The organism is Qipengyuania rhodophyticola, from assembly GCF_042493225.1.
In the GTDB taxonomy this organism is placed as follows: Bacteria; Pseudomonadota; Alphaproteobacteria; order Sphingomonadales; family Sphingomonadaceae; genus Erythrobacter.
In genome coordinates this window covers 2,883,472-2,908,379 of record NZ_CP170454.1, presented here as the reverse complement: position 1 = coordinate 2,908,379, position 24,908 = coordinate 2,883,472, and the positions used below count along the sequence as shown (strand labels likewise).

Sequence of the window (24,908 nt, the reverse complement as noted above, 5' to 3'; positions counted from 1 at the left end):
GGGCGTATCTCGCTAAGCGGCCAAGCCAGGTCTAACCTCTTCTGCCTTTGGCGAGGCCGCAGTGTTGCTCTTTACAAGAAGCCAGTCGGCCGCCTCCTTTTGCGAGAGCTGCTCAACGTCAAGCTTTAGCGAGGCAACCGCTTCGAACCGCCCACGCTCGCGGTATTCGGCGGGTTTAACAACAAATGCATCCGCCTTAGCCGCACTGAGCATTTGCATACCTTTTGCTCCGTCTGCGCCAGTGCCCAGCAACACTCCGCCAATCACGGGAATTCCAGCACGCGCAATCGATCCAAACATCAGATCTGCACATGGGCGGATACCGCCAACCGGCTCCCTGTCCACGAGGCGCAATTGCGGCATATCAGGATGTTCAACTATCACATGCTTGCTCGTGTCATAGGCAAGATAGACCGTGCCCGGCATCAACATCGCGCCGTCTTCAGCATCGACAATGGCGCATGCGACCGCGCTGCGCATGGCTGATACGGCATTTTGGATGAGGTCTTTGTCACCATCCAGTACAATGACCGTTGGCGGACAATTGCTCGGATACGCCGCCAAAATTTCGCGCATTGCATCAATTCCGTCGCCGCCGCTCGCCAAGGCGACAATGCGTCCATCTGATTGGTAGGACGCGCTTTCGTCGCTCGCGCTGTTACCGGCGGCCGGCAGCTCTCCATTGGCGGCTTGATGGACAATGGTGCCGAGTTGATTGACGGTGGCGTTGAATTCTTCGGGAGTTGTATGAAGAGGCTTAGGGAAGCAGTGGACCGCGCCCAAGCTTAGCGCCTTCTCAGCGGTGCCGGTGCCCGCTTGGGTAATGCTCGATAGCATAATGACTGGCAAAGGCATGGTCTTCATCACCTCTTCGAGAAACTCCATCCCGGTCATGCCGGGCATTTCCACGTCGAGCGTCAAGACATCCGGTTTCAATTCGGCTACCACCTCGCGCGCCTCATCAGCGTTGCGAGCGGTGCCGACCACATCGACGCCCTTGGCCTGATCTAGAATATCGCAAAACAGCGCGCGCATCGCGGCAGAATCGTCAACAACCACTACTCTTACATTCGACATTGTGCTTTTTCCTATTTGCAAGCGTCTGGCCCGAACTGGGCTTTGTTGAGCCCTGTGTTAGCCGCGAGCCGCAAACAATTGCCTCTGCTCGGATACGCAGTCGTCCCTAAGCTCGGGACAAAACCGATTTCATCAATGGCGATTAACCACCCTCTCAACGCTGGCTCACCATCGCGGTCCGGCTGTCTATGAACAGAGAAGGTCTTCACATGACAATTCAGAAGTTTGGGAAGCTAGGTGGCTTTGCCTTGATCGCAATCATAACCATTGCGGCTTTGATTGCGGCCTGGGGCATCAATACGATCCGGTTTGGCGGTGAAATGCACCTCAAAAATCAGCAATTGCATGAGTTCAACGCTGATATCCTTCCTCCGCCTGAGTATCTGCTGGAGCCCTTTATGGAAGCCAATCTACTGGCTCTATACCCAGCGGACTTTGCCGATCATTCGGACCGCCTTGAGACGCAGAAAAGTGTTTGGGAGGAGCGTGCGGCATATTGGAAAGCATCAGACCTTGACGCCAAACTGAAGGCCGGTCTGGCCGAAACGAATGAGAATGATGGAGCACGGTTTTGGCAGGAGATCGAGGGTTCACTTAAGCCAGCCGTGCAGCGGGGCGATGAAAGCGCCGCGCGCGCATCGCTAGCCCGCCTGCTGACCATTTACCGCGATCACCGTGAGACCATTGATGAGCTGGTCGCTTCGACTGCTGTTCTGCAAGAAGAGCTGCAGGAAAGCAGTTCATCGACTGTATTGTGGACTAGCGTTTCACTTATCGCGGCGGGCCTGCTGATCCTTGCCTCGGTCATTGCTTGTATGGTTCTGCTGTCGCGCAAAGTTCTCTTGCCACTGAGCGATACGGCCGAAACCATGAGCCAGATGGCTGCGGGCAACCTTGATGTTGGCAAGGTGACCGAACATCGCGGCGACGAGATCGGCACGATGACACAGGCCATCGAAGTGTTCCGTGAAGCATCAAAAGGCCAACGCGACAGCGCGCAGGCCCAGCAACGAGTTGTCGATGAATTGTCTGACGCACTGAACCGTCTTGCCGCAGGCGATCTGGCCCACCGGATCAATACGAATATGGGCGCCCAATATGAGGTGCTGCGCGCAGCCTATAACGGCTCGATTGATAAACTTGCGACCATGATCGGCAATGTGCGGGATTCCGCAGGTAGTGTGAATACCGGTTCCAATGAAATTCGGGCCGCATCCGATGATCTTGCAATGCGCAACGAACGTCAGGCAGCGAGCCTTGAAGAGACTGCGGCTGCGATGAGTCAAGTGACCAATCTGGTCAAAAAATCCGCCGCCAATGCGGCCGAGGCGCAAACCTCGATGAAAGAGACGCACCGTCAAGCAAGCGACGGCGGTGACGTTGTCAAACGCGCTGTAACTGCAATGTCTTCAATTGAGAAATCATCACAAGAAATCACTCAGATTATCGACGTGATCGACGGCATCGCTTTCCAGACAAACTTGCTCGCTTTGAATGCTGGCGTGGAAGCGGCGCGGGCAGGGGACGCAGGCAAGGGCTTTGCCGTCGTTGCCAATGAAGTGCGCGCTTTGGCGCAGCGCAGCGCTGATGCTGCGCGCGATATTAAAGAGCTGATTGGAAACAGCACAGGTCATGTCGGCGACGGCGTAAATCTAGTTGGTGAAACGGGTACATTGCTCGAAGCTATCGTAACGCGAGTGGCCGAAGTCAGCAGTCAGGTAAATGACATTGCTGAAATGGCGGCAACACAGGCGAACAGTCTTGAGCAGGTCAACGCCTCGGTTGGCGATATGGATGCTATGACCCAGCAAAACGCCGCAATGGTTGAGGAATCGACTGCTGCTGCGCGTAGCTTGGCTGATGAAGCGAGCGAGCTTGGCAGGTTGGTCGAGCAGTTCCAGGTCGGCGGCACAGGCGGTCCATCTGTCAGCCGCGAGCCTGCCCCCATCACGGCACCTGGTAGCTCAGGTGCCTCCGCGGGTGGGCGCAGCGCTCAGCCAGCAGCGCCAGCATTCGATGGCAACCTAGCCCTTAAGCAAGACCCCGACGATCAGGATTGGAGTGAGTTTTAGGCCTTACCCTACCTGACTTCGGAGAAATGAAATGCAGGTGATCAAGCTACCTTCCCGGTGCGACCGAGCTGCTGCTGAGGCGCTCTATCCTGATCTGCTCGATGTCCCAGCTGACACGGCCGCGAAAGTGGACGCGGGTGAAGTCGAGCATATTGGCCAAGCAATGCTGCAATTGCTTGCCGCAACTGCCCAGTCGAGCGGCGGTGTCGAGTTGAGCGAAAGTTCTGCTGAGTTTGGCAAGGCGGTGGCTTTGGCAAAGCTGGAAGAGGTTTTGTCAGTCGGAGAGACGGCATGAACAGCGAAGACATTCAAAATATCTTCTTCGCGGAGTGTGAAGAGGCGCTGGAGGCTGCTGAGAGCGGACTCGATGCTTGCAAAGCGGGCACGCAGGACGACGAGACGATCAACGCGATTTTTCGCGGGGTCCACTCGATCAAAGGCGGTGCTGGCGCATTTGGCCACACGCGGATGCAGACCTTCACGCATTGCTTTGAGACGCTGCTTGCCGATGTCCGCGAAGGCGAAGTGCCGCTGGAGGAGGATCTGGTCGATCTAATGCTTCTGGCGCTGGATTGCCTGCGTGATCATGTTGATGCGGCCTTGTCGCAATCTGAGCCGCCGAATGATGGCCCTTTGATGGAGCGATTAATCGCCGAGCAGGCAGTCAATCGTGCAGAAGCGGCTGATGCTGGCCCGGTTGATGAGCCAACACCCATACAAGAAAAGCACGAAGACACGGCTGCAAAAACTGCAGATGACGGTTTGGATGATCTTCTCAATGATCTGATGCTGGCTGATGAACCGAGCTGGCTCGTGCATTTTCGCCCGCATGCTGGCGCGATGCGCAATGGCAGCGAGCCGCTTGTATGGCTGCGCGAATTGACAGAGCTGGGCGGGGAATGCGTCAACTGCGATCTGGAACAGCTTCCCTCGCTTGCGGATTTTAACATAAATGATGGCTATCTGGGCTGGACGGTCCGCATGCCGGGCACAGTTTCGCGCGAGCAAGTGGAGGAGCTCTTCGACTTTGCCGGAGAAAATTGCTCACTTGCCTTTGGTGATGATGCTCAGGTCCCGCCGGTGCAATTGATCGAACGTGAAGAAGAAGTAACGGCTCCTGCGCCCAAAAAAACAGAGAGCAAGCCAGCAGCCAAAGCGCCCGCACCTTCGGCAACGCCCTCAGCGCCGCCATCTTCACCAGCGCCAGCGGTCAAAGATCGCAAGCGCGCCTCTAGTTCTGCTGGCCAATCGCTGCGGATCGACCTCGAAAAGCTCGACCGCATGATTGACGGGGTTGGCGAGTTGGTGATCGCGCAGGCCATGCTGACGCAGCGCCTTGCGAATGAGAACCTCGCGCACATTGAAGAGCTCGGAATGCTCGACACGCTGGTCCGCGATATTCAGGAGCACGCGATGGCGTTCCGTGCGCAGCCGATCAGTTCAGTCTTCAGCCGTGTGCCAAAGCTTCTGCGTGAGCTTGCCGGGTCAACGGGTAAACATGTCAAATTGGAAGTCACTGGTGAGACGACGGAGCTCGACAAAACCGTGGTCGAACGGCTCAGTGAACCACTCACTCACCTGATCCGCAATGCTGTCGATCATGGAATCGAGGATGTTGAGAGACGGCTTGCTGCGGGCAAAGAAGCCGAGGGCACATTGTCGCTTTCAGCCGAGCAAAAGGCGGGCCGAATTCTCATCCGTATCGCTGATGATGGGCGCGGGCTTGATCGTGAGAAATTGCGCAATAAGGCGGTTGCGAACGGGGTGATCAGCGAGGACGCCCAGCTCTCTGACGAGGAAATTCATAACCTCGTTTTTGCCGCTGGGCTGTCAACCGCAAAGGAAGTTTCCAACGTATCCGGGCGCGGGGTCGGGATGGACGTGGTGCGCCAGAATGTGAAGGATCTTGGCGGCCGGATCACGATTGAATCGGTACCGGGTGAGGGCACTACATTCGTGCTCGCCCTGCCGCTTACCCTCGCCATATCGGACGGTATGATTGTGCAGGTGGGCGAGCAATCGCTTGTCATTCCGCTTGCCCATGTGGTCGAAAGCATGCGGCCGGAACCAGGCGACATCAAGGGATTGGGCACGACGCACCAAATGCTCAATGTGCGGGGGCGTTTCGTGCCCATCCTGCCGCTCTGCAAGATCACCGACCGGCAAGCGCAAGCTGGCGACACCTGCGATGGTGTTCTCGTGATTATTGAGACCGAGGCGCATGGTCAGGCGGCTTTGCTGGTTGATGTCATCACTGATCAGCGCCAGTTCGTCATCAAGAGCCTGGACACCAATTTCCGCTCTATCGAAAGCGTTGCTGGTGCAACAATCTTGGGCAATGGGCGCGTGGCGCTCATCGTGGATGTCGATAGTCTTGTCCAAGAAGCGGCGGCTGTGAAGGCTGTACCAAAACCGGCCGCGCCAATACCAACAGCGGCACAAGCGCCAGTAGAGGTGGCAGCATGACTGCTCTAGCTCCTGCATCCAGCGCACAAGCGAGCGCGATCGTTCCCGGTGTCAGTCCACAAGTCTACTCGCAAGCGGACTTTGACCGGATTTCAGATCTCGTTCGCGAGGAAGCCGGGATTGTCTTGGGGGATGGCAAGCGCATGCTGGCCTATTCAAGGATTGCCCCGCTCCTGCGAGAGAGCTCCCATTCGACTTTTCGCGATTATCTGGGCGCGCTGAAGAATCAGCCTGAGATGATCAAGCGCACTGTCTCTGCGCTCACTACCAATCACACCTATTTCAACCGCGAGTCGCACCATTTTGAGCATTTTGCCGAGCATGTGCGGCCAGACTTTCTAGCGCGAGCTTCGAGAGGAGAGCCATTGCGTCTGTGGTCAGCCGGGTCCTCAAGCGGTGAAGAGATTTGGACGTTGATGATGGTCTTGCTGGGTGAGGATAAGATCGTTGGAAAGAACATCATGTCGCAAGATGTGATTGCGCTGGCCAGCGATCTGGCTGAGCATGTTTTGGAGAAAGCATCGGCAGGGCAATATCCCTTAGAAGCGATTTCAGCGATCCCGCAAAAGCTTCGTGACAATTGGACGGCGGTTTCCGGCGAGACAGCGACGGTGAACGAAGATGTTCGCAAACTTGTGCGTTTTCGCCAGCTCAATCTTTTGCGTGAATGGCCGTTCAGCACTCAGTTCGATGTCATCTTCTGCCGCAATGTTATGATCTATTTCGATCAACCGGCAAAAGAGCATTTGGTGCTCCAACTCGCACGCCAACTGAAGCCCGGCGGGTTTCTTTACATCGGCCATTCCGAGCGGGCTCTGGGCCCCGCGCTTGATCTGCTCGAGGTAGCCGGTCCCACTATTTATCAAAGGAAAGCCTAATGAGCATACGCGTTATAGTTGTTGACGATTCTGCGATGATGCGCGCAATCATTGAGGCGCGCCTTAGTGATGATCCAGATATCGAAGTCGTCGCGGTTGCGTCCAATGCGCAAGAGGCACGAGTTCTCATCAAGCAGTATGATCCTGACGTGATCACGCTGGACATTGAGATGCCCGGCATGGACGGTCTGAGCTTCCTCGAAAAGATTATGGAGCTTAGGCCGACACCGGTGATCATTGTCTCCGGCTCAACCCAAGCAGGGACCCAAACGACCGCGCGAGCTCTGCAATTGGGGGCGGTCAGCTGTTACTCAAAAACCGATCGGCATGGCGGATTTGCTACTGACGATAGCGGCAAGCTGACCCGGCTTGTTCATGAAGCAGCTGCTGTGAATATGAATACACTGATGCCCGGCAGGACGAACCCGCATGTAGCCGAAGCCGCCCAGAATCCGCGTAGCGATGTCATTGCCATCGGGTCTTCCACAGGCGGGGTTGAGGCCTTGCATGCAATCCTGCCCGGCTTTGAGGCCGACTGTCCTCCGACACTGGTAGTCCAGCATGTTAATGCCTGTTTTGCGCCAGCGATTGCGCAGTCCCTTGACAGCGCATCAAGGGCCCGGGTGAAGATCGCGCAGAGCGATATGCCCCTCGAGCCTGGTACAATTTACCTCGCTCCTGGAGGCGATCGCCACATGCAGATTGCGCCGGCTGGATCGCACGGAAAGCGAATTATCCTGCGATCCGGCGATCCGGTGAGCGGCCATCTGCCGAGCATTGATGTGTTGTTCGGATCAGTCGCCGCCGTCTGCGGCAAACGCGCGACCGGAGTGTTACTGACGGGCATGGGTCAAGATGGGGCGAATGGTCTGCTCAAACTCGCGCAGGCCGGCAGCGCCACCATCGCTCAGAATGAAGCGAGCTGTGTCGTTTTCGGCATGCCGCGCAAAGCCATCGAAATGGGCGCAGCAAAGCGTGTGATGGACCTCAGCGAAATCGCTCCTGCGCTCTTCGCTCGGCAGGGGGCTCTTATATGAGCGCGATTGACCTCTCACTGCCGCCCACTCGCCGCACACAGCGGATCACGGTCATGCAGGGCGAGGTGAAGGTCAGCGGCGACCATGACGTGGAACTCACGACGGTGCTCGGGAGCTGTGTTGCCACCTGTCTGTTTGACCCAGTCGCGAAAATAGGCGGGATGAACCACTTCCTGTTGGCAGAGCCCCCGTCAGGGGCCGACCGGGCGACATTTGACGAGCACTATGGCCTGTTCTTGATGGAACTGCTGGTGAACGAGATGCTCAAGCTGGGTTCTTCCAAAGACCGGATGAAGGCGCGGCTCTACGGCGGAGCAAACATCAATACCGCGCTTTCTCCGATTGGTTCGGCCAATGCCGCCTTTGCGCGTCAATTCCTCCGGGATGAAGGCATTGAGCAGAGCTTTGAAGATCTTGAAGGGCAGCATGCACGCCGCCTGCACTTTCGCCCCGTCAGCGGGCTCGTCCGTTGCCGCAATGCGGGTGCCGCGCCTGAAGCTACGCAAAAGCCCTTGGTCCGGCCTCAAGCTGCGCTTGGTGATGTTGAGCTATTCTAAAAATCAAGGAAACCCATGATGACAACTACCCGTGTTCTGACCGTTGATGATAGCCCCAGCATGCGCGCACTGCTGCTTAATGCGCTGCAGCAGCAAGGCTTTGAAGTTGATCAAGCTGAGGATGGGCAGGCCGCCCTTGAGTGGCTCGCTCGCAATGAGGTCGATGTGATTATTACCGATATCAATATGCCGCGCATGGATGGATTCGGCTTGATCGAAAATTTGCGGGCCAGCGCGCGCCATGCAGACCGGCCAATTCTGGTGCTCAGCACAGAAGACTCTCCAGAGAAGAAAGGCCGCGCTCGCAATGCAGGCGCGACCGGGTGGATCGTAAAGCCTTTTGACGCAGAAAAACTGGCGAGCGCAGTACGCCGCATTGCTCACTGAGATACTGGAAAGAAGGACGTCACAATGGAACGCGAGCTTATCACTTTCGGTGTATCGGAGCAGCTTTTTGGTATCGACATTATGCGCATCCGCGAGATCAGGGCATGGTCGCCAGTCACGCTTTTGCCCAATGTTCCAAATTATGTCGCGGGCGTTGTGAATCTGCGCGGCGCTGTGTTGCCAGTCGTCGATTTGGCTATGAGGCTGGGTTGGCAAAAGACTGAGGCAACACCGCGCAATCCGATTATTGTAACCGAGTTTAACGGGCAATCGCGGGGTCTGATTGTCCATGATGTGAGCGATATTGTGTCGATTAGCGCGGAAACTCTGCAGAAGCCTGATGGGGCGGCCGGTAGCAACATCGTCCATTATATCGAAGGCGTGGCACCGCTTGATACACGGATGGTGATGGTGCTTGATTTGGAACTGCTTTTGTTGGGCGATGAGCTGGAGATGGCAGCGTGAGCGAAGCACTGCATTCGCCCGCTTTGCTGAAAGCGATCGCCGACAAACTATCTGACATGGCAAGTAGTGCGGAAGATCTCGGCGTTGCGTTAACCAGTGATCCCCAAGTTGTAAGCGAGCACCATGTTCAGCTTCAGAAGATCGACGTGTTTTGCCAAACATTGGCCCAATTGGCTGATATTCTGATCGCCGAAGTGCCCGAAGCAGCTGTAGATCAGGTGTGCCTGCACCGGCTCCGCACAGAGCTGTTATCTTCACCAAATGACGTTGCCGCCTAGCGCTCAGTCAGTGCGCTTTTCTTCACTTTATTTCCTCCGTTCCAGCCGTCCACGGGTTGAGCTTGTGGCGTAAGTTGGTACGTACTTGGTGGAGATAGGCTGGCCAAGCTAATCGGCCTGAGAGGAACACGCGCAATGAAGCTAGCAACACTGAATGATGGGACGCGCGATGGCAAATTGGTCGTCGTCTCAAAAGATCTGACCCGGTGCTGCGCGGCGGGCTATATCGCGCCGACAATGCAGTCTGCGCTCGACAATTGGGAGCAAGTAGCCCCGAAGCTGAAGGCGCTTTATACCGATGTTGAACATCAGACGGTGCCGTGCGAGCGTTTTCACGAGCGAGAGGCGCATTCGCCTCTGCCCCGCGCCTATCAATGGGCCGACGGCAGTGCGTATATCAATCACGTTGAGCTGGTTCGTCAGGCCCGCGGTGCCGAGGTGCCGGAGAGCTTTTATCACGATCCGCTGATGTATCAGGGTGGCTCGGACACTTTCCTGCCGCCGCGCGCTGACATTCCGCTAGGCGATCCAGCGTGGGGCTGTGATATGGAAGGCGAAGTCGCGGTCATCACGGATGATGTGCCGATGGGAGTAAGCGCAGTGGACGCGGCTGGGCACATCAAGCTGGTGATGCTTGTTAACGATGTGTCTTTGCGCGGGCTGATACCGGGCGAACTTGCCAAGGGCTTTGGCTTTTTCCAATCCAAGCCATCCAGCGCATTTTCGCCTGTAGCAGTGACGCCGGATGAGCTGGGCGATGCGTGGAAAGACAGCCTCGTTCATCTGCCGCTGATGGTAGATTACAATGGCGAGGCATTTGGCCGGGCCGAGGCAGGCGTTGACGCCACATTCAGTCTTGCAGAGCTTGTTGCGCATGCCGCCACGACCCGTAAGTTGGCTGCCGGTGCGATTATTGGTTCCGGCACTGTGTCCAACAAAGGCGAGGATGGCGGGCCGGGCAAACCGGTGGCCGAAGGTGGGCTAGGTTATAGCTGCATCGCTGAAATCCGCATGATCGAAACGATCGCGGGTGGCGAGGCGAAAACGCGTTTTATGCAGGCCGGTGACACGGTGAAAATCGAGATGCGTGACAGCGATAATCACTCTATCTTTGGCAGCATTGAGCAGACCGTTGTCGCGGTTTAACTGGCCGCGCTAGACGACCGCCATCAGGCTCGCATTGCCACCCGCCGCGGTGGTGTCAGTGGAGATCGAAACCTCCTCCAGCATCCAATCATGGCGGTAAGGTTTGTCACTCCCGCCAAGTTGAACAATGGGGATGGGGCCAGATTGCGCGGCAATTGCTTTGAGCGTTTCGGTGATGTCGGGTTTGCCACGTTCGATTAGCACATGGTCGAATGGCTCGCCCGTTGTCCAATCCTCAACCCATTGCACATCAGCGGGCAGCTGACTCGGCAATTGCGCGGCTAGACCACGTGCGGCTTCGGAGATAAGCGCGCGGTTACCGCTTGCAACTACCGCTTCAAGCTGCTGCGCTAGCCCTTCTGACGTTTCAGCCAACAGCAGAACCCGTCCGCGCGGTTTTACGATATAGAGGTTCTCCTCACCCAGTGGGCCGGGCAACTCCAATTGCTCGCCAAGCGGCGGGGCGACGCTCGCGGCATCCAGTACCATTCGCCCCAAATAAAGCGGCCCGCCAGCCTTCGGCCCTGTTCCAGACAGCCCGCGACCACCAAACGGCTGCACGCCGACGATCGCGCCGATGACATTGCGATTGATGTAGATATTACCGACGTCTGCCTGCGCGGTGACCGCCGCAATCGTTTCGTCAATCCGGCTGTGCAGGCCAAAAGTCAGGCCATAACCTGTATCTCGGATCTGTCGCATCACATTACCCAGATCTTTGCGTTTGTAGCGCAAGACGTGGAGTACCGGGCCAAACACTTCGCGGCCCAATTGACCGATGTCGTCGATCTCGATCATGGTCGGCGCGACGAAAGTTCCATGAGCGCCATTAGCGTTCAATTCGCTCTGCTCAATGCGGTGACCGGCGCGTTTCATCTGCTCAATATGGGATGTGATTGTGCTCTTCGCCCCCTCGGTGATGACCGGCCCGACATCGACGCAAAGCTCATCCGTTGCCCCAATTTTCAGCTCCGCCAATGCGCCGCGCAGCATTGCGAGCAGATCGTCTGCTATGTCATCTTGGATGCACAAAATACGCAAGGCAGAACACCGCTGACCCGCGCTATCGAAAGCTGATGCGATAACATCGCGGACTACTTGTTCGGGAAGGGCGGAAGAATCGACGATCATAGCATTTTGTCCGCCGGTTTCGGCGATCAGAGGGATCGGTGAGCCATCGTGCAGGGTCCGCGATGCGATCTGTCGCTGGATGAGTTTTGCGACTTCAGTTGATCCAGTGAAAAGGACTCCGCATATCTGGTGCGCGCCCACCAATGCCGCGCCAACATCTCCCGCGCCGGGCATGAGTTGGAGAGCGCCTTTCGGTACGCCTGCTTCGTGAAGGATTGCCACGGCTTGCGCGGCGATCAGCGGGGTCTCTTCTGCGGGTTTTGCGATGACCGTATTGCCGGCCACCAGAGCGGCGGCAACCTGACCGAGGAAGATCGCGAGCGGGAAGTTCCAAGGGCTGATGCAGACGACCGGGCCGAGTGCCATGGTGCTACATAATTGCGCACGTGCTTGTTGCGCGTAATATCGCAGGAAATCGACTGCCTCGCGATGTTCAGCAATTGCGTTGGGGGCAGACTTGCCGGCCTCGCGCATAATCAAGCCGAGCAACTCTTCCATACGGGCTTCGAGTAGGTCAGCGGCGTCGTCTAGGCACTTTGCCCGGGTTTCGACCTCGGTTCCGGACCAAGCTGCAAAAGCCTCAGCGGCGTTTCTCGCGGCTAATTCTGTGTCTTGCGGGACTGCGTTTTCAACCTGCCCGACGATATCATCATGACAGCCGGGATTGCGCACCGGACACGCTTCCCGCTTGGCGGTAAATGATGGGATGATGGGGCTTGCGTGCCAGCAATGTGCGGCGCTTTCGATCAAGGTGTTGGAAAGCGTCGCTAGCTTCGCCTCATTGCTCAGGTCCAGCCCTTTGGCATTCTGACGCTCGGGATAGAGATCAGTGGGTAGCTTAATGACTGGATGTGTTGAGCCTATAGGGTCGATGGCTTTTGCATCCATCACCGGGTCGCCAGCAAGCTCCTCAATCGCCACATCCTCGTCCCAGATACGGTTGACGAATGAGGAGTTTGCGCCATTTTCAAGCAAGCGCCGGACGAGGTATGCGAGCAGTTTCTCATGTGTTCCGACAGGCGCATAAATGCGGCAGGGTCGGTTCAGTCTATCGGGCCCAACCACCTCTTCATAAAGCTCTTCGCCCATGCCGTGCAGGCATTGAAACTCATAATCGCCCACGGTGAAATCATCGCCTGCGAGGTGATAAATCGTCGCCAGCGTTTGCGCGTTGTGTGTCGCGAATTGCGGGAAGACATGCGCGCGTGCTTCCAGTAATTTTCGCGCGCAGGCGATGTAGCTGACATCGGTATGGACCTTGCGTGTGAACACTGGAAAATCGCTCAGGCCATCTACTTGAGCGCGCTTGATCTCGCTGTCCCAATACGCGCCTTTGACGAGGCGCACCATGATCCGGTGGCCTGAGCGCTGGGCGAGGTCGATGATCCAGTCGATCACCATCGGGCAGCGCTTGCCATAGGCTTGCACAACGAAGCCCAACCCCTGCCAACCGTCTAAAGCAGGGTCGAGGGCTAGCGCCTCCAGAATGTCGAGTGACAGTTCGAGCCGGTCTGCCTCTTCCGCGTCGATATTGAAGCCGATGTCATAGTCTTTGGAGAGCAGCGCGAGTTGGCGCACTCTCGGCAGCAATTCGCTCATCACGCGGTTCGCCTGCGCGCGTTCATAGCGCGGGTGAAGGGCGGACAGTTTGATCGAAATGCCGGGCCCTGAGTAAATGCTGTCACGCCGCGCAGCATTGCCAATCGCGTGGATCGCGTTCTCATACTCAGCGTAATATTGCTCTGCATCGGCCATGGTCATCGCTGCCTCGCCGAGCATGTCGTAACTGTAGCTAAAGCCCTTTGCCTGCTGGGTTTTTGCGCGTTCGAGCGCTTCAGCAATATCCTCGCCCGTGACGAATTGCTCGCCCATCATCTCCATCGCCATATTGACGCCGCTACGGATGACCGGCTCGCCCGCGCGTTTGATAAGGCCGGTAAGGGAGGCTGTCAGTGTGTCTTCTTTGACAGGTTTCACCAGAGTGCCCGACACGACCAGGCCCCAAGTGGCCGCATTAACGAAAATCGAGCGATCACCGCCCAGGTGAGAGCGCCAGTCGCCGCGCCCGATCTTGTCGCGGATAAGCGCATCGCGCGTCGCATTGTCGGGCACGCGCAGCAAGGCCTCGGCAAGGCACATCAGCGCCACGCCTTCCTCGCTGGAGAGGGAGTACTCCTTGACTAACCCCTCGACCCCGTCCTGCTGACCCTTTTCGCGCAGGCGGGTTACAAGGTGCTTGGCAGTAGAGGCGATTTCTTCGCGCTTGTTATTGGGGAGCTGAGCAACCTTCAGGAGTGGGGCGATAGCCTGAGGCTCTGGCAACCGGTATACGCGAGTTATCGCGCTGCGCAATGCGGTCGGCTGGGCGATCGGCGGCGCAAAATTGGCGAAAGGCAGGGGTGAGTTGGTGTTGCCCACAGCAGGGTCCTTAAGCTCAGTTATGCGACATTCAGGATGATGTTTGCACAGATGGCTGCTAACGCCATTTGCACGACATCACAATATGAAGACGCGACTGTGCAAGAACCAAAGCTTCACATCTACGACAAGCCGCCAGAAGGCGCTGCGGCGGACTGGTCAATGCCGCAGGATTGGGAGAGTTTCTCATCCGAAGATCATGCGCGGTGGCGTGATCTCGTTTCGCGGCAGAGCACATCTCTTAAGGGGCTGGCCTCCGAGGCATTTATGGATGGCCTTGAAAAGCTTGACTTAAGCTCTGGGGGGATCCCGGATTACCGTGAGTTCAACACGCGCTTTCTCGCCGCAACGGGGTGGCAAGCGATTGCTGTCCCTGGGGTCATTCCCAATGATGTGTTTTTCCGCCACCTTGCTGAGCGGCGCTTTCCCGTGTCGAATTTCCTGCGTCAGCATTCATCGCTCGATTACAATGATGAGCCTGACATGTTTCACGATGTCTTTGGCCATTTGCCAATGTTCGTTGACCGGACGTTTGGCGATTTCATGGCCGCTTATGGCCGCGCCGGGCTTCGCGCAGAAAAGCTCGGCATGTCAGACCTTCTGGGGCGGCTTTACCTCCACACGGTGGAATTTGGTCTGATCGCAGAAGCGGGCGGCGTGCGCGCCTATGGTGCAGGGCTGCTCTCAAGCTATGCGGAGACGGTTCATGCGGTTACTGGCGCGGATACGCTTAGGCTGAAGTTCAACCTTCCGCGTATGATGCGCACCGACTATCCCTTTGACACATTCCAGCCGACATATTTCGTGATTGAGAGTTTCGCTGCACTGCTTGAGGAGATGGAGACGACCAGTCTGAGGGTGGTTTACGGGCAGATGGATAGCACGCGCATACTTGCTCCGGGCGAAAGCGACCCAAGCGATGTCGTGTTTACCGTGGATGCGGTATGAGCGACGATAAGCCTGCCCGTGATCCGCTTGACGGTTCAGCGATCCGCCGCCGTGTGGAAGATGGCGTTGAAACATTCGAGGCAACTATTCAGGGCGAGACGATCCAGTGGGATCGGGGTCTCACATATAGCCGCCATTTGCAGACAGAGCAGCTGCTGAATAGCCAGGTTCCGGTGTCGGACAAGCCGGATGAGATGCTCTTCATCATCATGCATCAGACCATGGAGCTGTGGATCAAGTTGATGCTGCATGAGGTGCGCGTTGCGATGACAGATCTGCGCGAAGACAAGCTGGAGAAAGCAGGCAAAACGCTTGACCGGATCGCGACGATCATGCGCCACATGATCCATTCATGGGAGGTGCTGGCGACGCTCAGCCCGCATGATTTCATGACCTTCCGCGGGTTTCTTCGTAAGGCTTCGGGCTTTCAGTCGGATCAATATCGCGAGCTGGAATTTCTACTTGGCTTGAAGCGGGCGGACCTTGTTTTGGTTCATCATGAGAATGCGGAAATCACGGAGCGGCTGAACGCCGCGCTGGCTGCTCCCTCGCTCTATGATGAAGTTCTCCAAGTGCTCGCGCGCGCAGGCCATGCGATCCCTGCTAATGTTTTGGAGCGCGATTTTACGCAGCCTTATGAGGCGAATGATGCGGTCGAGGAGGCTTGGCTCACCATCTACAAGGACCCTAGTCAGTATTGGGCCCATTACAGCCTCGGCGAGAAGATCACCGCGGTTGAGTATTATTTCCAGGAATGGCGCTTCAAACACATGAAAACCGTCTCGCGGGTGATCGGCCATAAGCACGGCACGGGCGGCTCTTCAGGCGTGGCATATCTGGTCAAAGCGCTCGATCTGCATTTCTTCCCCGAGCTTTGGACCATGCGCACGCGGATGGATGCAGCCAAAGAAGGCGGCGACTATTCAGAATGTCCGATGTCATGAGCAGCCCGCGCATCTGGGATATCTCGCAGCGTATTCACGAGGCCATTCCGATGTGGCCGGGTGAGCCTCCGGTGGAGGTGAAGCGCAATGTGTCGATCGGCCCCGATTGTCCGGTGAATGTAGGTGCGATTTCGCTGCCTTTGCACACCGGCACACATGGCGATGCGCCGCTGCATTATGACGCGGATGGCATTGCGAGCGATGAGTGCGCGCTTGACCCTTACATCGGGCCGTGTGTGGTTCTGGATGCGCGCCATGCAGGCGCTAGCGTGACTGAGGCTGATCTCGATTGGGACGCGATTGCAGGCGCGAGCCGCGTTCTGATCCGCACATATCATCGCTTTCCGCATGATGCTTGGGATTCTGATTTTACCGCGATTGATGCAGGGGTAATTGCGCGTTTGCGCGAACAGGGCGTGCAGCTCATCGGGACAGATGCGCCGTCGCTAGATCCCGAAACCTGTAAGACGATGGATGCCCATCATGAAGTGCGCGCGGGCGACATGCGCATCTTAGAGGGGTTGGTGCTGGATGACGTGTCGCCGGGCAAATATGAACTGATTGCTTTGCCGCTGGCGATCGCAGGCGCGGATGCGAGCCCGGTGCGCGCGATCTTGCGGGAGCTGGCGTCATGACGTCTTTGTCAGACCGCATTGCTGAACTTGATGCCAATGATCCCTTGCGTGAGTTTCGGGAGGATTTTCAGCTGCGCGATGGCTTGATTTACCTCGATGGCAATTCTTTGGGGGCTGTACCCAAAGCGACCGCCGCCGCGATGCAAAACGCCGTGTCTGAGCAATGGGGCGAGGGTCTCATCACCTCATGGCTGGGGGCGGATTGGGTGAATTCGCCAAGCCGGATTGGCGACAAGATCGCCGGGCTTATGGGCGCAAATCCGGGCGAGGTGATTGCTGCGGACTCGACATCAGTGAATATTTTCAAGGCCTTGGGCGCGGCTTTGTCGCTGCAAAAAGGGCGGTCAGTTATCCTCACGGAAGAGGGCAATTTCCCCACCGACCATTACATGATGCAGGGGCTCGAGCGCCTGAGCGACGGGACCGTGCAGTCGCTCGCGTTGCCAGCCGAGGCGGTGCTCGACCGGCTGGATAGTGACATTGCTGTGCTGCTTCTGACACAGGTCCATTACAAGAGCGGCGCGATGCGCGACATGGCGGCGATCAACGCTGCTGCCCACAAGCATGGCGTGTTGGTGATTTGGGATCTGAGCCATTCGACCGGCGCGGTTGAAGTGGATCTGGATGGTTCCAAGGCCGATTTTGCAATTGGCTGCGGGTACAAATTCCTGAACGGTGGCCCCGGCGCGCCGGCATATATCTATGTTGCTGAGCGCCATCAGCATGCCGACGCTGTTCTCGCCGGATGGTTCGGCCATGCGCGGCCTTTCGCCTTCGAAGAACGGTATGAAGCGGCGAGCGGGATCGAACGCTTCTTATGCGGCACACCACCGATTTTGGGTATGGTCGCGTTGGAAGAGGGCGTCGACCTAATCGCAAAAGCGGACATGCGCGATGTCCGGGCCAAGTCAGTCGCTTTGGCCCAGCTTCTGATCGAATTGATGAAGCCGCTTTGCGAAGAATTTGGCTTCACGCTCGCGAGCCCGGAGGGCCGCGCAATTGCAGGCAGCCATGTCTCTTATGCGCATGAGCAGGCCTATGCGATAACTCAGGCGCTTAAGGAGCACGATGTCATCGGTGATTTCCGCGCGCCGGATGTTTTGCGCCTTGGGCTCACGCCACTGTACCTTCGCTATGCCGACATTGCCGATGCGGTCGCGCGCATGCGCGAAGTGTGCGAAACGCGCAGCTGGGACAGGCCGGAATTTCGCGAGCGCGCTTCGGTCACTTAAGCCAACTCCGTCGCGCAATTATTGGGCGCGCGTTAACCAAATTTCACCGCCTGAGCGTTATGCCAGCGCGTATGTCGAATGCGCTGCGTCTTGCTATCATTTTTACTATCGCCGTGCTCGCGCTTGCTGCGCCTGGGAATGCCCATCCTGACCACTCTTTAGTCGGCGGTGAGCGTGCTGGACCCGGCGAAGTGCATATTGCGGGCATGCTCGATGTTCGCCGCGACCGCATTCGGTTGGATGGCGTGTCGGTCTCGGTAAACGGACTGTCAGCGCCCATGTCGGCTGACGGCCATTTTGCGGCTAATGTTCCGATTGCGCCCTATTACCGCGTGGACATAGGCGGCGAGAAGATCTTCGAAACCGTGCAAACCTTTGGCAATGCTGAACTGCGCAATGAGCAATGCGATTGCCTAGTCATCCCGCCGATTGAGCTGATTGCGCGAAAGAAGGGGCGGATTGAGCTTTTCTTCGGCGGCGACAGCATGGCGGGGCGGCGATATTTCAAAGCTGCAAGCGGCAAACCGGCGGTTCTTGACCGTGCGACGCTCGACCGCGATCTTGATGCTCTTTTTACTGCGATGAAGCCGTATATCGCTACCAGCGACCTTGCCTCGATCAATCTCGAATCGGTGGTTTCTGAAGAGCAGCCTGGCACGCCATCGCCCAAGAAATTCGTGTTTTACTCGCCGCCAGAGCTGACCAATGCGCTGAGGCGGGCAGGGATAGATCATGTTGCCTTGGGCAATAATCACACCGCAGATTACGGTGATGAAGGGGTGAATACCACGATTGATGCGCTCGATGCGGCAGGTGTTGCGTGGTCAGGCGCGGGAATGAATATTGACGAAGCGGAGCGTGCCTCGCGCCTCAAGGTCAATGGCAAAAAGCTTGGTATTTATAGCTTCGTCGGTTGGCGAGGCACTTGGACTCCCAATCAGACAGCGAGCGAAACAAAAGCAGGCGCGGCATGGGGACCACGCAAACGTGTCGAACGGGTGACCACGCGAGAGCGACGAGCGGGCTACACCCCCATCATGCACTTTCACGGCAATGCGGAATATGGTGATCGCTCGTCAGAATTATCTGTGCCGCGTTTTCGCGCCGCGATTGAACAAAGTGCGCCGGTTGTTATCGGGCATCACCCCCACGTCACGCATGGGCTGGAGATCTACCGAGGCGGCTTAATCGCCCATTCGCTCGGCAATTTCCTGTTCGATCAAGATCGTCCGCAAACACAAGTGAGCTACGCACTCAAAGTATGGCTGGAGCGCGGAAAATTTCTGCGTGCAGAAGCAATTCCTTTGAACATTCTCGATTATCGGCCGGTGCCAGCGATTGGCGGCATGCGCGAGGCATCTCTGAGGCGCTTGCATTGGCTTTCGGCTGAGATGGGTACGGTTATGGCACGCAGCGGCGGACACTCGGTTGTCTGGCGGGAACGCGAAGGGTTTGAGGCGCCTGATTGCCGCACTCCTGCGCAGTTTAAGCTCGGAAGATTTGCGCCCGCATGTCTGGGCGAGAACATCACGCATGGCCGCAATATCATCCCGCGCGGCGACTTTGAAAACGCGCGCTTTGGAGAGGCAACCGAACGGTTCTGGGCAACGCGCAATGCCGCGATAGATTTTCGCACGAGTGAGGATGGTGAGGGCTATATAGCCTTGCTACCAGACAGCTTAAGCAAGTCCGCCTATCTCTATTCACGCTCTTACATCCGCGATATTTACGCGACCCATTTTACGTGGGAGGGCAGGATCAAACTGCCGCGCGGCGCTCAGGTGGAACTGATGGCCAAAATGCAGCCAGAGGCAGGCGCGAAACCAACTCCTTCCACGCGCGGTGTTTCGTTGGGCACGCAGCAGGTCGGCGCAGATGGTTGGCAGAAACTGCACTTCGAATTTACTCGGCCAGAGGAAGGTGAGGGCGCAGCCCGTGCCTTCCGCATCATCATGAAGATCCGTTTTGATGACCGCACGGCGGCTGGCGAGAGGACCATTGAGCTTGATGATCTCGCGCTGATCGAATGGCCGAATGAAGCCGTTCAGCGTGATCCAGCCAATGCTTGGCGTTGGACGCATCAACGCGAGCGGTAAGCGCTGTTTTGCAGTTTGGGCCAGCACGCTTAAGGCGCGCTAGACTGATTCTCAGAAGCGATAGCCGACCCGCAGCCCTACGCGCACTGCATCGCTGCCAAAGCGCTCATCATTCGATTGGCGGAAGCGATATTCTGCGCTAGCCGTTGCGTAGGGCCCACGTGTGGCACTGCCCCAAGCAATATCAACGCCCGGCGCGATATAATTGTCTTCGCGCAAATCGCCTTCTGGATCACCCTGAGCGATGCGCGCATCGTATTTCCATTGACGATATTCCAGCGATGGGCGCAGGCGCAAACGCTTGGCGATCGGCTGGCTATAACGAAGGTGCGCGATTTGCCGATTGTAGCTGCGGCGCGGCTCGTCTTCGCTCTCATTGTCTTCGTGACGCAGTTCGAAGCGAATCCATTGGTAGGGTGCGATGCGGCGGTTGTACTGAGCAATGGCGCGGTAACCCTCGCCATTTCCGCCGGTGGCCGTGTCATATTCGCGATTGCGATATTCCCCAGTCACACGAACCCGGTCATTGTCTTTTTGCCATTGAAGGCGCGCGCCAACGCTTGTTTGGTCCGCGCTGTTGGCCTCCAGAAGAGCAACGTTCTCTACCCGGCGAACAAAGCCGCGCACTTGGACCTCGTCTGAGTATTGATGCGTTACTTCGACGCGGCCGCCCACGCTATCGAGGCTGTCGCGTTCATCATCGCGAAATTCGAAGATCGACGCATCGGCGCGGACGCGTACACTTGTGTCATAGCCCGCTTGCCAGTTTGCCCCGACACGCACCCGGGCACCGATGCCGGAGCTGTCGATTTCCTCGCCCTCGTCGAAATCAAGATCAGATTCCACGCCGCGAATTTCGAGAGCAAGATCAAAGTCGATATCATTCAATTCCTGGGCCAATGCAGCGGGCGCAAACATGCAGCTCAAAGGCGCCGTCAACGCGGCGAGCTTGAGAGGATGCACGCGCGCTTGCCCTACGCTTTTCATCATACTCACTTGTCTTTCCCCATGAGGCTTGCCGCTGCTGCTTTGAGCGCCGTGCGCATCGCATCTTGATCAAGCGAGGCTGAGATGAGCGCATGCTCGTGCTCGCGTGCCTCTTTGCTTAATGCTGGATCGCCAAAAGTTTTCGCTGTGCCTGCAATTTGATGCAGCAAATGCCTGATTTGCGACGCTAAATCCGGGTCAATTGCCTCTTGCGACAGGGCCGCTTCGACTTTCACAAGCGTGTCACGGTTACGAGCATGAAATTGCTCTTTGAGCGCCTCGAACATTGCCGGTTGCGGCGAAGGCTCACGCTTTTGTGTGCGATGTCCCCAAGCGAGCAATGTGTCGCGCAGGTTCTCCAGACTCACTGGCTTTGCCAGAAATGCCTGCATTCCGGCATTTTTGTAGCTGCGGGTTTCATCAAGGCTCGTAGCAGCAGTCACTGCGATGATTGGTAATTCGCTCTCGCTAAAGCCCTTGGCACGCAAGCGCTTGGTAGTCTCAATTCCATCAAGGATCGGCATCATCACATCGAGCAGCAAGAGCGAGTAAGGCCGGCCTGCGGCTTGAGCTTCTTCGATTTTATCGATGGCTTCCAGCCCATGCGCCGCGATGTCCATATCAATCGCCAGATGCGTCGCCATAGCTCGCATCATCTCTGCATTGATCGGCGTGTCCTCAGCCAAGAGCACGCGTAAAGGCGCGGCCTGACTTTGGTCTCTCTTCGCCCAGATAGTTTTGTCTGCTTCGTACACGCATGGGCTTATGAGCGCATATGGTTAAGTCTCAGCTAACGGTTTTCCCCTAGACTGGCGCAGTCGGGAAAAGCAGTTTTCAATGATACGCCGCTGACCCTCTCATTCCTAACGCAAAATTAAGGATAATTACGTAGCGCGCTTAGTGGGAAATGGGGCACGATGTGTGCGTGGCCTCTTGCGCCGAATGGTGCGTGCGGGGACGAAGCTCTCCAGCTCTCCCATGAGACAGGAAGGGACGGGCGCAATTTTGGTTATCATCACCGCATTTTCGCGAGGGAGCGTGCATCTTTGCGCGCCCAAGCCCTTGCGCAATGTGATCTGGCCTAAGCTTGAGCCTGCGGACCCTCGAACCTCGTGAACGCACTTTCTGACACATTGACCATGCCAGAGGCGGGCCATGCGCGAGGCACGCGCGGGCAGACACGGGCGCCGCGCTTCGGTTCTGGGTCGCGAAAGTCCCGGCTGGTGTTGCGCGAGATTCTGCGCAATTGGCTCGGCCCACTGGCGATCGTTGCCGGTCTTGCAGTGTGCCATCAGCTTGGTCTGTTCGCGATGGTCGATGGGCGTGCGTTTGACTTTGCAACCGCCAATGAGCCTGGGCTTGAACCCAAGGTCGTCATCATTGAGCGCGAGACTGGTTTTGCTGCTGAACAGACGCAGAGCCTGACCCAGCTTGATAGCCAATTGGCCGCACTGGGGGTCGAACGGATAGGCTATTTGGGTGACGCTGGACGGCGCGCCGGTGGCGGCCCCGTCCCGCTAGTCATCGCGCAAGGCGCAGTGTTTTCTCCGGCGAGTGGTACGTGGAAGTTGGATAATGGCGGCCAATCGACGCCGGGCTGGGTGTCTGCCGCGAGAACTATTGCGCCGTCCACCTACGGCATAAATCGCATGCAAAGTGCGCAGTTGAATGGCCGCGAGGGCGTGATCCCTACCTTTGATGTGGCCTTGGCTGGGCGCGAGCCCGCTCAAGATGATTTTTACGTGCGCATATCGAAGCGCCAGAGCATTCCTGTGCTTCAGGCTGGCCAGGTGCTGGCGGGCGAATTGCAGGACAATGAGCTCGGAGGGACAGTCGCTTTGATCGCGAGCCCAGAGGCTCTCCGTGCGAGCCTTGCTACGCCGCTCATGCCTAGCCAACGTGCAACCAGCGAGGCGCTGTTCCGGGCACATGCCATCCAGACCCTGCGTTCAGACAGGGCGGTTTACCCGCTGCGCACTATGCAGGTGTGGCTCCTGCTGCTCATCTGCGGTGCGATCCTTGCAATAATCTATCGCGGCACGGATCCGAAGCGTTTGGCGCTCATTATTCCTGTGGCCGCAACAGGCGCGGTTGCGGGCGGCTTTTGGGCAGCTTTGCAATTTGCTGGCACGCTTATACCAGTCACGGCGCTTCTCGCCGCACCGTGGCTTGTCACATTTCAGCGGGTGCTCGGCCGGGAAGCCTCGCAAGATCGGCGGCTTGAGCAAAGCGCGTCACGAGCTGTCCAGCTTTCATTTCGCCGTTCGGCTTTGCGCGAGGGCGCAAGATTGCCGCAGTTCCTCGGCTCTGCTGCACGCTATGCCGGGGTCGAGCGTAGCCTGCTGGTGGAACGTCATGCGAATGGAAAGCTTGAGGCGCTGGCTGCAGAAAACGCTTCGCTCGATGATGTTACGCTCGATCGAAAACGCCTCAACAAGTTCCTTGATAAGCTTCGCCGCTCAAACACCGTGCGTGACGCTGGTGAGCTCGTCCCGAGTTGGGAAGGCGAGGCACGGATTGGTTCGGTAGGAAGCGGGGGGCAGCAGCTATTTTGGCTTCACACAAGGCCGGAAACCGCGACACCGGGCAAGTCAGCGCATCTTGTGCGCGCTCTCGTCAGCAGTTTCCGCGAGCTCTTCCGCTGGCGCAGCAACCTCAATGCGCGCGCGCGTCAGGATGAGCGCAATCTGCCCGTTGATGAGCGGGTTGCGAGCGCTATTGCGCTGGTCTCGAACGAATCTGAACAGATCCGCCGCGGCTTCGACACGATCGATACAGCGGTTGTCCTGTTTCATCTGATCGGCTCGCCCCTCCATGCGAACCGGATTATGCTCGACCTATACCGCGATGCAGGGCTGAGCCTGTTTGACGCATCGCTGCCTGATGTTCTGATGAACCTCACCGAGTTTGATCGCACACGGGTCGATGCGCTGATCGAAGACCTCATGCTCAATGGCGGCGAAATGCGTTTGCCGATGCGCGAGATTGGCTCGCATGAGCGGATTTTGCGCTTGGCCGCGCCCAGTCGCAATGCGCGTGGGAGCGACCGTATTCTGGTTTTGGAAGCCGTTGATATCGCTGATTTCAATCGTGCAGCTGACCTTCGTCAGGCGGTCGCGCAATTTATCGATTTGCAGCTTCGCAATGACTTTGAGGCGATCCTGCTGGGAGCTCAGCTTGCGGGTAGTGAGCGCCTCGCACCGGAGAAGCTTGGACCCGTGGTGTCGCGCATAGGCGAGACGGCGCGCCGTGCAACGCAGCGCCTCGATGAAGTGGCCGAGCTTGTTCGCGCAGAAAACCGTGATCTGACTGAGACATGCTACCCGATTGATGCCTCTAAAGTGGTCGCTGAAGCGGTTAGCAATGTGGACGATCTGACTGGCGAGCTTGGTGTGAGCATTGAGCAATCCCTGCCAGGCGTCAGCGGCTTCACAATTGCCGAGCCCACCGCATTGGTAGGCATGCTCGTGGCGATGCTGCGTGTGGTCATTGCTGACACCCCGCAAGGTGGAACAATCAAGCTGGAACTCGAGGAGCTGGATGGCCGCACGCATATTCGTGTGAGTGGCGGCTTTGGCATCGGCTTTGGCCGTTTGATGTGGCTGATGACCAACACTGGCGACGATGCCGTAGGCGAGTTTCGCACCATTCGCGAGGGGATGAGCCATGCCGTCGGATGGTCCGCCAGTGTCTCTTACTGGGGGCGCGAGGCTGACGGATTTGGCTTCAATATTGATTTGAGACGGATTGGGTAATGATGCAGCGCATTTTGGTAATTGATGATGATGCGATCCTTGCCGGATTGCTCCAGCTGACGCTCGAAATGGCGGACTATGAGGTTGAGACCGCAGCCGATGGCGATGCGGGCCTGTCGCGCGTTAGGAGCGGCGCATTCGATCTGATCTTGCTTGATTTGGTCATGCCCAAAATCGACGGGATCAAATTCCTGCGTCTGCTCAGCGAGCGTGCTGGGCCGCGCCCGCCGGTAATGATCGTTTCGTCTGCCACGGATGGTGTGATGAATGATGAGTATCGCGCTCTCGGTGTGATCGACGTTGCGCGAAAACCGGTTGAACCGGATGAATTGCTCGACCGCGTTGACCGCGCCCTGAAGCAGCAACCAGCTCCCGTTGGGGGGGCTTCAGCCTAAGCGG

At 57.4% G+C, this 24,908-nt stretch carries 21 protein-coding genes; 17 read left to right on the top strand and 4 right to left on the bottom strand.

Going from position 1 to position 24,908, the window contains the following annotated elements; genetic code table 11:
• Positions 1-12 precede the first annotated feature (12 nt).
• Positions 13-1,077 carry a chemotaxis protein CheB gene (locus ACFCXQ_RS13840; RefSeq protein ID WP_379551567.1) on the bottom strand — a complete coding sequence of 355 codons (1,065 nt, stop codon included), beginning with the start codon at positions 1,075-1,077 and terminating at the stop codon, positions 13-15.
• Between the two features lie 209 nt (positions 1,078-1,286).
• Between ACFCXQ_RS13840 and ACFCXQ_RS13835 the strand changes: the two genes are divergently transcribed.
• The 10 genes from ACFCXQ_RS13835 (at position 1,287) to ACFCXQ_RS13790 (ending at position 10,363) form a co-directional block, all read left to right on the top strand.
• On the top strand, positions 1,287-3,149 hold the full coding sequence (locus tag ACFCXQ_RS13835; RefSeq protein ID WP_379551565.1) for a methyl-accepting chemotaxis protein: 1,863 nt from the start codon (positions 1,287-1,289) through the stop codon (positions 3,147-3,149).
• Positions 3,150-3,186: 37 nt separating this feature from the next.
• Positions 3,187-3,444, top strand: coding sequence for an STAS domain-containing protein (locus ACFCXQ_RS13830; protein ID WP_379551563.1), 258 nt, complete (start codon positions 3,187-3,189; stop codon positions 3,442-3,444).
• Positions 3,441-5,615, top strand: coding sequence for a chemotaxis protein CheA (locus ACFCXQ_RS13825; protein ID WP_379551561.1), 2,175 nt, complete (start codon positions 3,441-3,443; stop codon positions 5,613-5,615). Before ACFCXQ_RS13830 ends, ACFCXQ_RS13825 begins: the two co-directional genes overlap by 4 nt.
• A complete protein-coding gene (locus ACFCXQ_RS13820) occupies positions 5,612-6,493 on the top strand; it encodes a CheR family methyltransferase (protein ID WP_379551559.1) in 882 nt (293 codons plus the stop codon). The genes ACFCXQ_RS13825 and ACFCXQ_RS13820 overlap by 4 nt, the downstream gene beginning before the upstream one ends.
• A complete protein-coding gene (locus tag ACFCXQ_RS13815; protein ID WP_379551557.1) occupies positions 6,493-7,530 on the top strand; it encodes a protein-glutamate methylesterase/protein-glutamine glutaminase in 1,038 nt (345 codons plus the stop codon). Before ACFCXQ_RS13820 ends, ACFCXQ_RS13815 begins: the two co-directional genes overlap by 1 nt.
• Entirely contained in the window at positions 7,527-8,087 is a 561-nt protein-coding gene (locus tag ACFCXQ_RS13810; RefSeq protein WP_379551555.1) for a chemotaxis protein CheD, read from the top strand. Before ACFCXQ_RS13815 ends, ACFCXQ_RS13810 begins: the two co-directional genes overlap by 4 nt.
• Before the next feature lie 15 nt (positions 8,088-8,102).
• Complete coding sequence (locus tag ACFCXQ_RS13805) at positions 8,103-8,474, top strand: response regulator (protein WP_379551553.1); 372 nt, start codon at positions 8,103-8,105, stop codon at positions 8,472-8,474.
• 24 nt (positions 8,475-8,498) lie between these two features.
• Positions 8,499-8,939: a chemotaxis protein CheW gene (locus ACFCXQ_RS13800; protein WP_379551551.1), complete on the top strand. Its 441-nt coding sequence runs from the start codon at positions 8,499-8,501 to the stop codon at positions 8,937-8,939.
• Positions 8,936-9,217: a hypothetical protein gene (locus tag ACFCXQ_RS13795; RefSeq protein ID WP_379551549.1), complete on the top strand. Its 282-nt coding sequence runs from the start codon at positions 8,936-8,938 to the stop codon at positions 9,215-9,217. Before ACFCXQ_RS13800 ends, ACFCXQ_RS13795 begins: the two co-directional genes overlap by 4 nt.
• A gap of 135 nt (positions 9,218-9,352) precedes the next feature.
• The gene (locus tag ACFCXQ_RS13790) at positions 9,353-10,363 is read left to right on the top strand and encodes a fumarylacetoacetate hydrolase family protein (protein ID WP_379551547.1); all 1,011 of its coding nucleotides are present in this window, start codon (positions 9,353-9,355) and stop codon (positions 10,361-10,363) included.
• A gap of 9 nt (positions 10,364-10,372) precedes the next feature.
• On the opposite strand, the gene putA is transcribed toward ACFCXQ_RS13790, so the two are convergent.
• On the bottom strand, positions 10,373-13,912 hold the full coding sequence (putA, locus tag ACFCXQ_RS13785) for a bifunctional proline dehydrogenase/L-glutamate gamma-semialdehyde dehydrogenase PutA (protein WP_379551545.1): 3,540 nt from the start codon (positions 13,910-13,912) through the stop codon (positions 10,373-10,375).
• Positions 13,913-13,948: 36 nt separating this feature from the next.
• On the opposite strand from putA, the gene phhA reads away from it, so the two are divergent.
• The 5 genes from phhA (at position 13,949) to ACFCXQ_RS13760 (ending at position 19,767) form a co-directional block, all read left to right on the top strand.
• On the top strand, positions 13,949-14,860 hold the full coding sequence (gene phhA / locus ACFCXQ_RS13780; protein ID WP_379551543.1) for a phenylalanine 4-monooxygenase: 912 nt from the start codon (positions 13,949-13,951) through the stop codon (positions 14,858-14,860).
• On the top strand, positions 14,857-15,804 hold the full coding sequence (locus tag ACFCXQ_RS13775) for a tryptophan 2,3-dioxygenase (protein ID WP_379551541.1): 948 nt from the start codon (positions 14,857-14,859) through the stop codon (positions 15,802-15,804). Before phhA ends, ACFCXQ_RS13775 begins: the two co-directional genes overlap by 4 nt.
• Positions 15,801-16,439, top strand: a complete 639-nt coding sequence (kynB, locus tag ACFCXQ_RS13770) for an arylformamidase (RefSeq protein ID WP_379551539.1) — start codon at positions 15,801-15,803, stop codon at positions 16,437-16,439. Before ACFCXQ_RS13775 ends, kynB begins: the two co-directional genes overlap by 4 nt.
• Positions 16,436-17,671, top strand: a complete 1,236-nt coding sequence (gene kynU, locus ACFCXQ_RS13765; RefSeq protein ID WP_379551537.1) for a kynureninase — start codon at positions 16,436-16,438, stop codon at positions 17,669-17,671. Before kynB ends, kynU begins: the two co-directional genes overlap by 4 nt.
• Positions 17,672-17,742: 71 nt before the next feature.
• A complete protein-coding gene (locus ACFCXQ_RS13760) occupies positions 17,743-19,767 on the top strand; it encodes a CapA family protein (RefSeq protein WP_379551535.1) in 2,025 nt (674 codons plus the stop codon).
• Positions 19,768-19,818: 51 nt separating this feature from the next.
• On the opposite strand, the gene ACFCXQ_RS13755 is transcribed toward ACFCXQ_RS13760, so the two are convergent.
• Both ACFCXQ_RS13755 and ACFCXQ_RS13750 read right to left on the bottom strand, forming a co-directional pair.
• A complete protein-coding gene (locus ACFCXQ_RS13755) occupies positions 19,819-20,757 on the bottom strand; it encodes a hypothetical protein (RefSeq protein WP_379551533.1) in 939 nt (312 codons plus the stop codon).
• A 2-nt stretch (positions 20,758-20,759) separates the two neighbouring features.
• The gene (locus ACFCXQ_RS13750; protein WP_379551531.1) at positions 20,760-21,509 is read right to left on the bottom strand and encodes a response regulator; all 750 of its coding nucleotides are present in this window, start codon (positions 21,507-21,509) and stop codon (positions 20,760-20,762) included.
• Positions 21,510-21,866: 357 nt separating this feature from the next.
• On the opposite strand from ACFCXQ_RS13750, the gene ACFCXQ_RS13745 reads away from it, so the two are divergent.
• Together ACFCXQ_RS13745 and ACFCXQ_RS13740 are read left to right on the top strand one after the other, a co-directional pair.
• Positions 21,867-24,509 (top strand): hypothetical protein, encoded by a 2,643-nt coding sequence (locus ACFCXQ_RS13745; RefSeq protein ID WP_379551529.1) that lies wholly within the window; start codon positions 21,867-21,869, stop codon positions 24,507-24,509.
• The gene (locus ACFCXQ_RS13740) at positions 24,509-24,904 is read left to right on the top strand and encodes a response regulator (RefSeq protein ID WP_379551527.1); all 396 of its coding nucleotides are present in this window, start codon (positions 24,509-24,511) and stop codon (positions 24,902-24,904) included. The genes ACFCXQ_RS13745 and ACFCXQ_RS13740 overlap by 1 nt, the downstream gene beginning before the upstream one ends.
• The last annotated feature ends 4 nt before the right edge of the window (positions 24,905-24,908 follow it).

Excerpts from the sequence above, each read along its gene's own strand:
- ACFCXQ_RS13805 (WP_379551553.1), top strand. The coding sequence starts at position 8,103 with ATGATGACAACTACCCGTGTTCTGACCGTTGATGATAGCCCCAGCATG.
- ACFCXQ_RS13815 (WP_379551557.1), top strand. The coding sequence starts at position 6,493 with ATGAGCATACGCGTTATAGTTGTTGACGATTCTGCGATGATGCGCGCA.
- ACFCXQ_RS13775 (WP_379551541.1), top strand. The coding sequence starts at position 14,857 with ATGAGCGACGATAAGCCTGCCCGTGATCCGCTTGACGGTTCAGCGATC.
- kynB (WP_379551539.1), top strand. The coding sequence starts at position 15,801 with ATGAGCAGCCCGCGCATCTGGGATATCTCGCAGCGTATTCACGAGGCC.
- ACFCXQ_RS13755 (WP_379551533.1), bottom strand. The coding sequence starts at position 20,757 with ATGATGAAAAGCGTAGGGCAAGCGCGCGTGCATCCTCTCAAGCTCGCC.
- ACFCXQ_RS13800 (WP_379551551.1), top strand. The coding sequence starts at position 8,499 with ATGGAACGCGAGCTTATCACTTTCGGTGTATCGGAGCAGCTTTTTGGT.
- ACFCXQ_RS13760 (WP_379551535.1), top strand. The coding sequence starts at position 17,743 with ATGTCGAATGCGCTGCGTCTTGCTATCATTTTTACTATCGCCGTGCTC.
- phhA (WP_379551543.1), top strand. The coding sequence starts at position 13,949 with ATGATGTTTGCACAGATGGCTGCTAACGCCATTTGCACGACATCACAA.
- ACFCXQ_RS13820 (WP_379551559.1), top strand. The coding sequence starts at position 5,612 with ATGACTGCTCTAGCTCCTGCATCCAGCGCACAAGCGAGCGCGATCGTT.
- ACFCXQ_RS13840 (WP_379551567.1), bottom strand. The coding sequence starts at position 1,077 with ATGTCGAATGTAAGAGTAGTGGTTGTTGACGATTCTGCCGCGATGCGC.
- ACFCXQ_RS13835 (WP_379551565.1), top strand. The coding sequence starts at position 1,287 with ATGACAATTCAGAAGTTTGGGAAGCTAGGTGGCTTTGCCTTGATCGCA.
- kynU (WP_379551537.1), top strand. The coding sequence starts at position 16,436 with ATGACGTCTTTGTCAGACCGCATTGCTGAACTTGATGCCAATGATCCC.
- ACFCXQ_RS13825 (WP_379551561.1), top strand. The coding sequence starts at position 3,441 with ATGAACAGCGAAGACATTCAAAATATCTTCTTCGCGGAGTGTGAAGAG.
- ACFCXQ_RS13740 (WP_379551527.1), top strand. The coding sequence starts at position 24,509 with ATGATGCAGCGCATTTTGGTAATTGATGATGATGCGATCCTTGCCGGA.
- ACFCXQ_RS13810 (WP_379551555.1), top strand. The coding sequence starts at position 7,527 with ATGAGCGCGATTGACCTCTCACTGCCGCCCACTCGCCGCACACAGCGG.
- ACFCXQ_RS13790 (WP_379551547.1), top strand. The coding sequence starts at position 9,353 with ATGAAGCTAGCAACACTGAATGATGGGACGCGCGATGGCAAATTGGTC.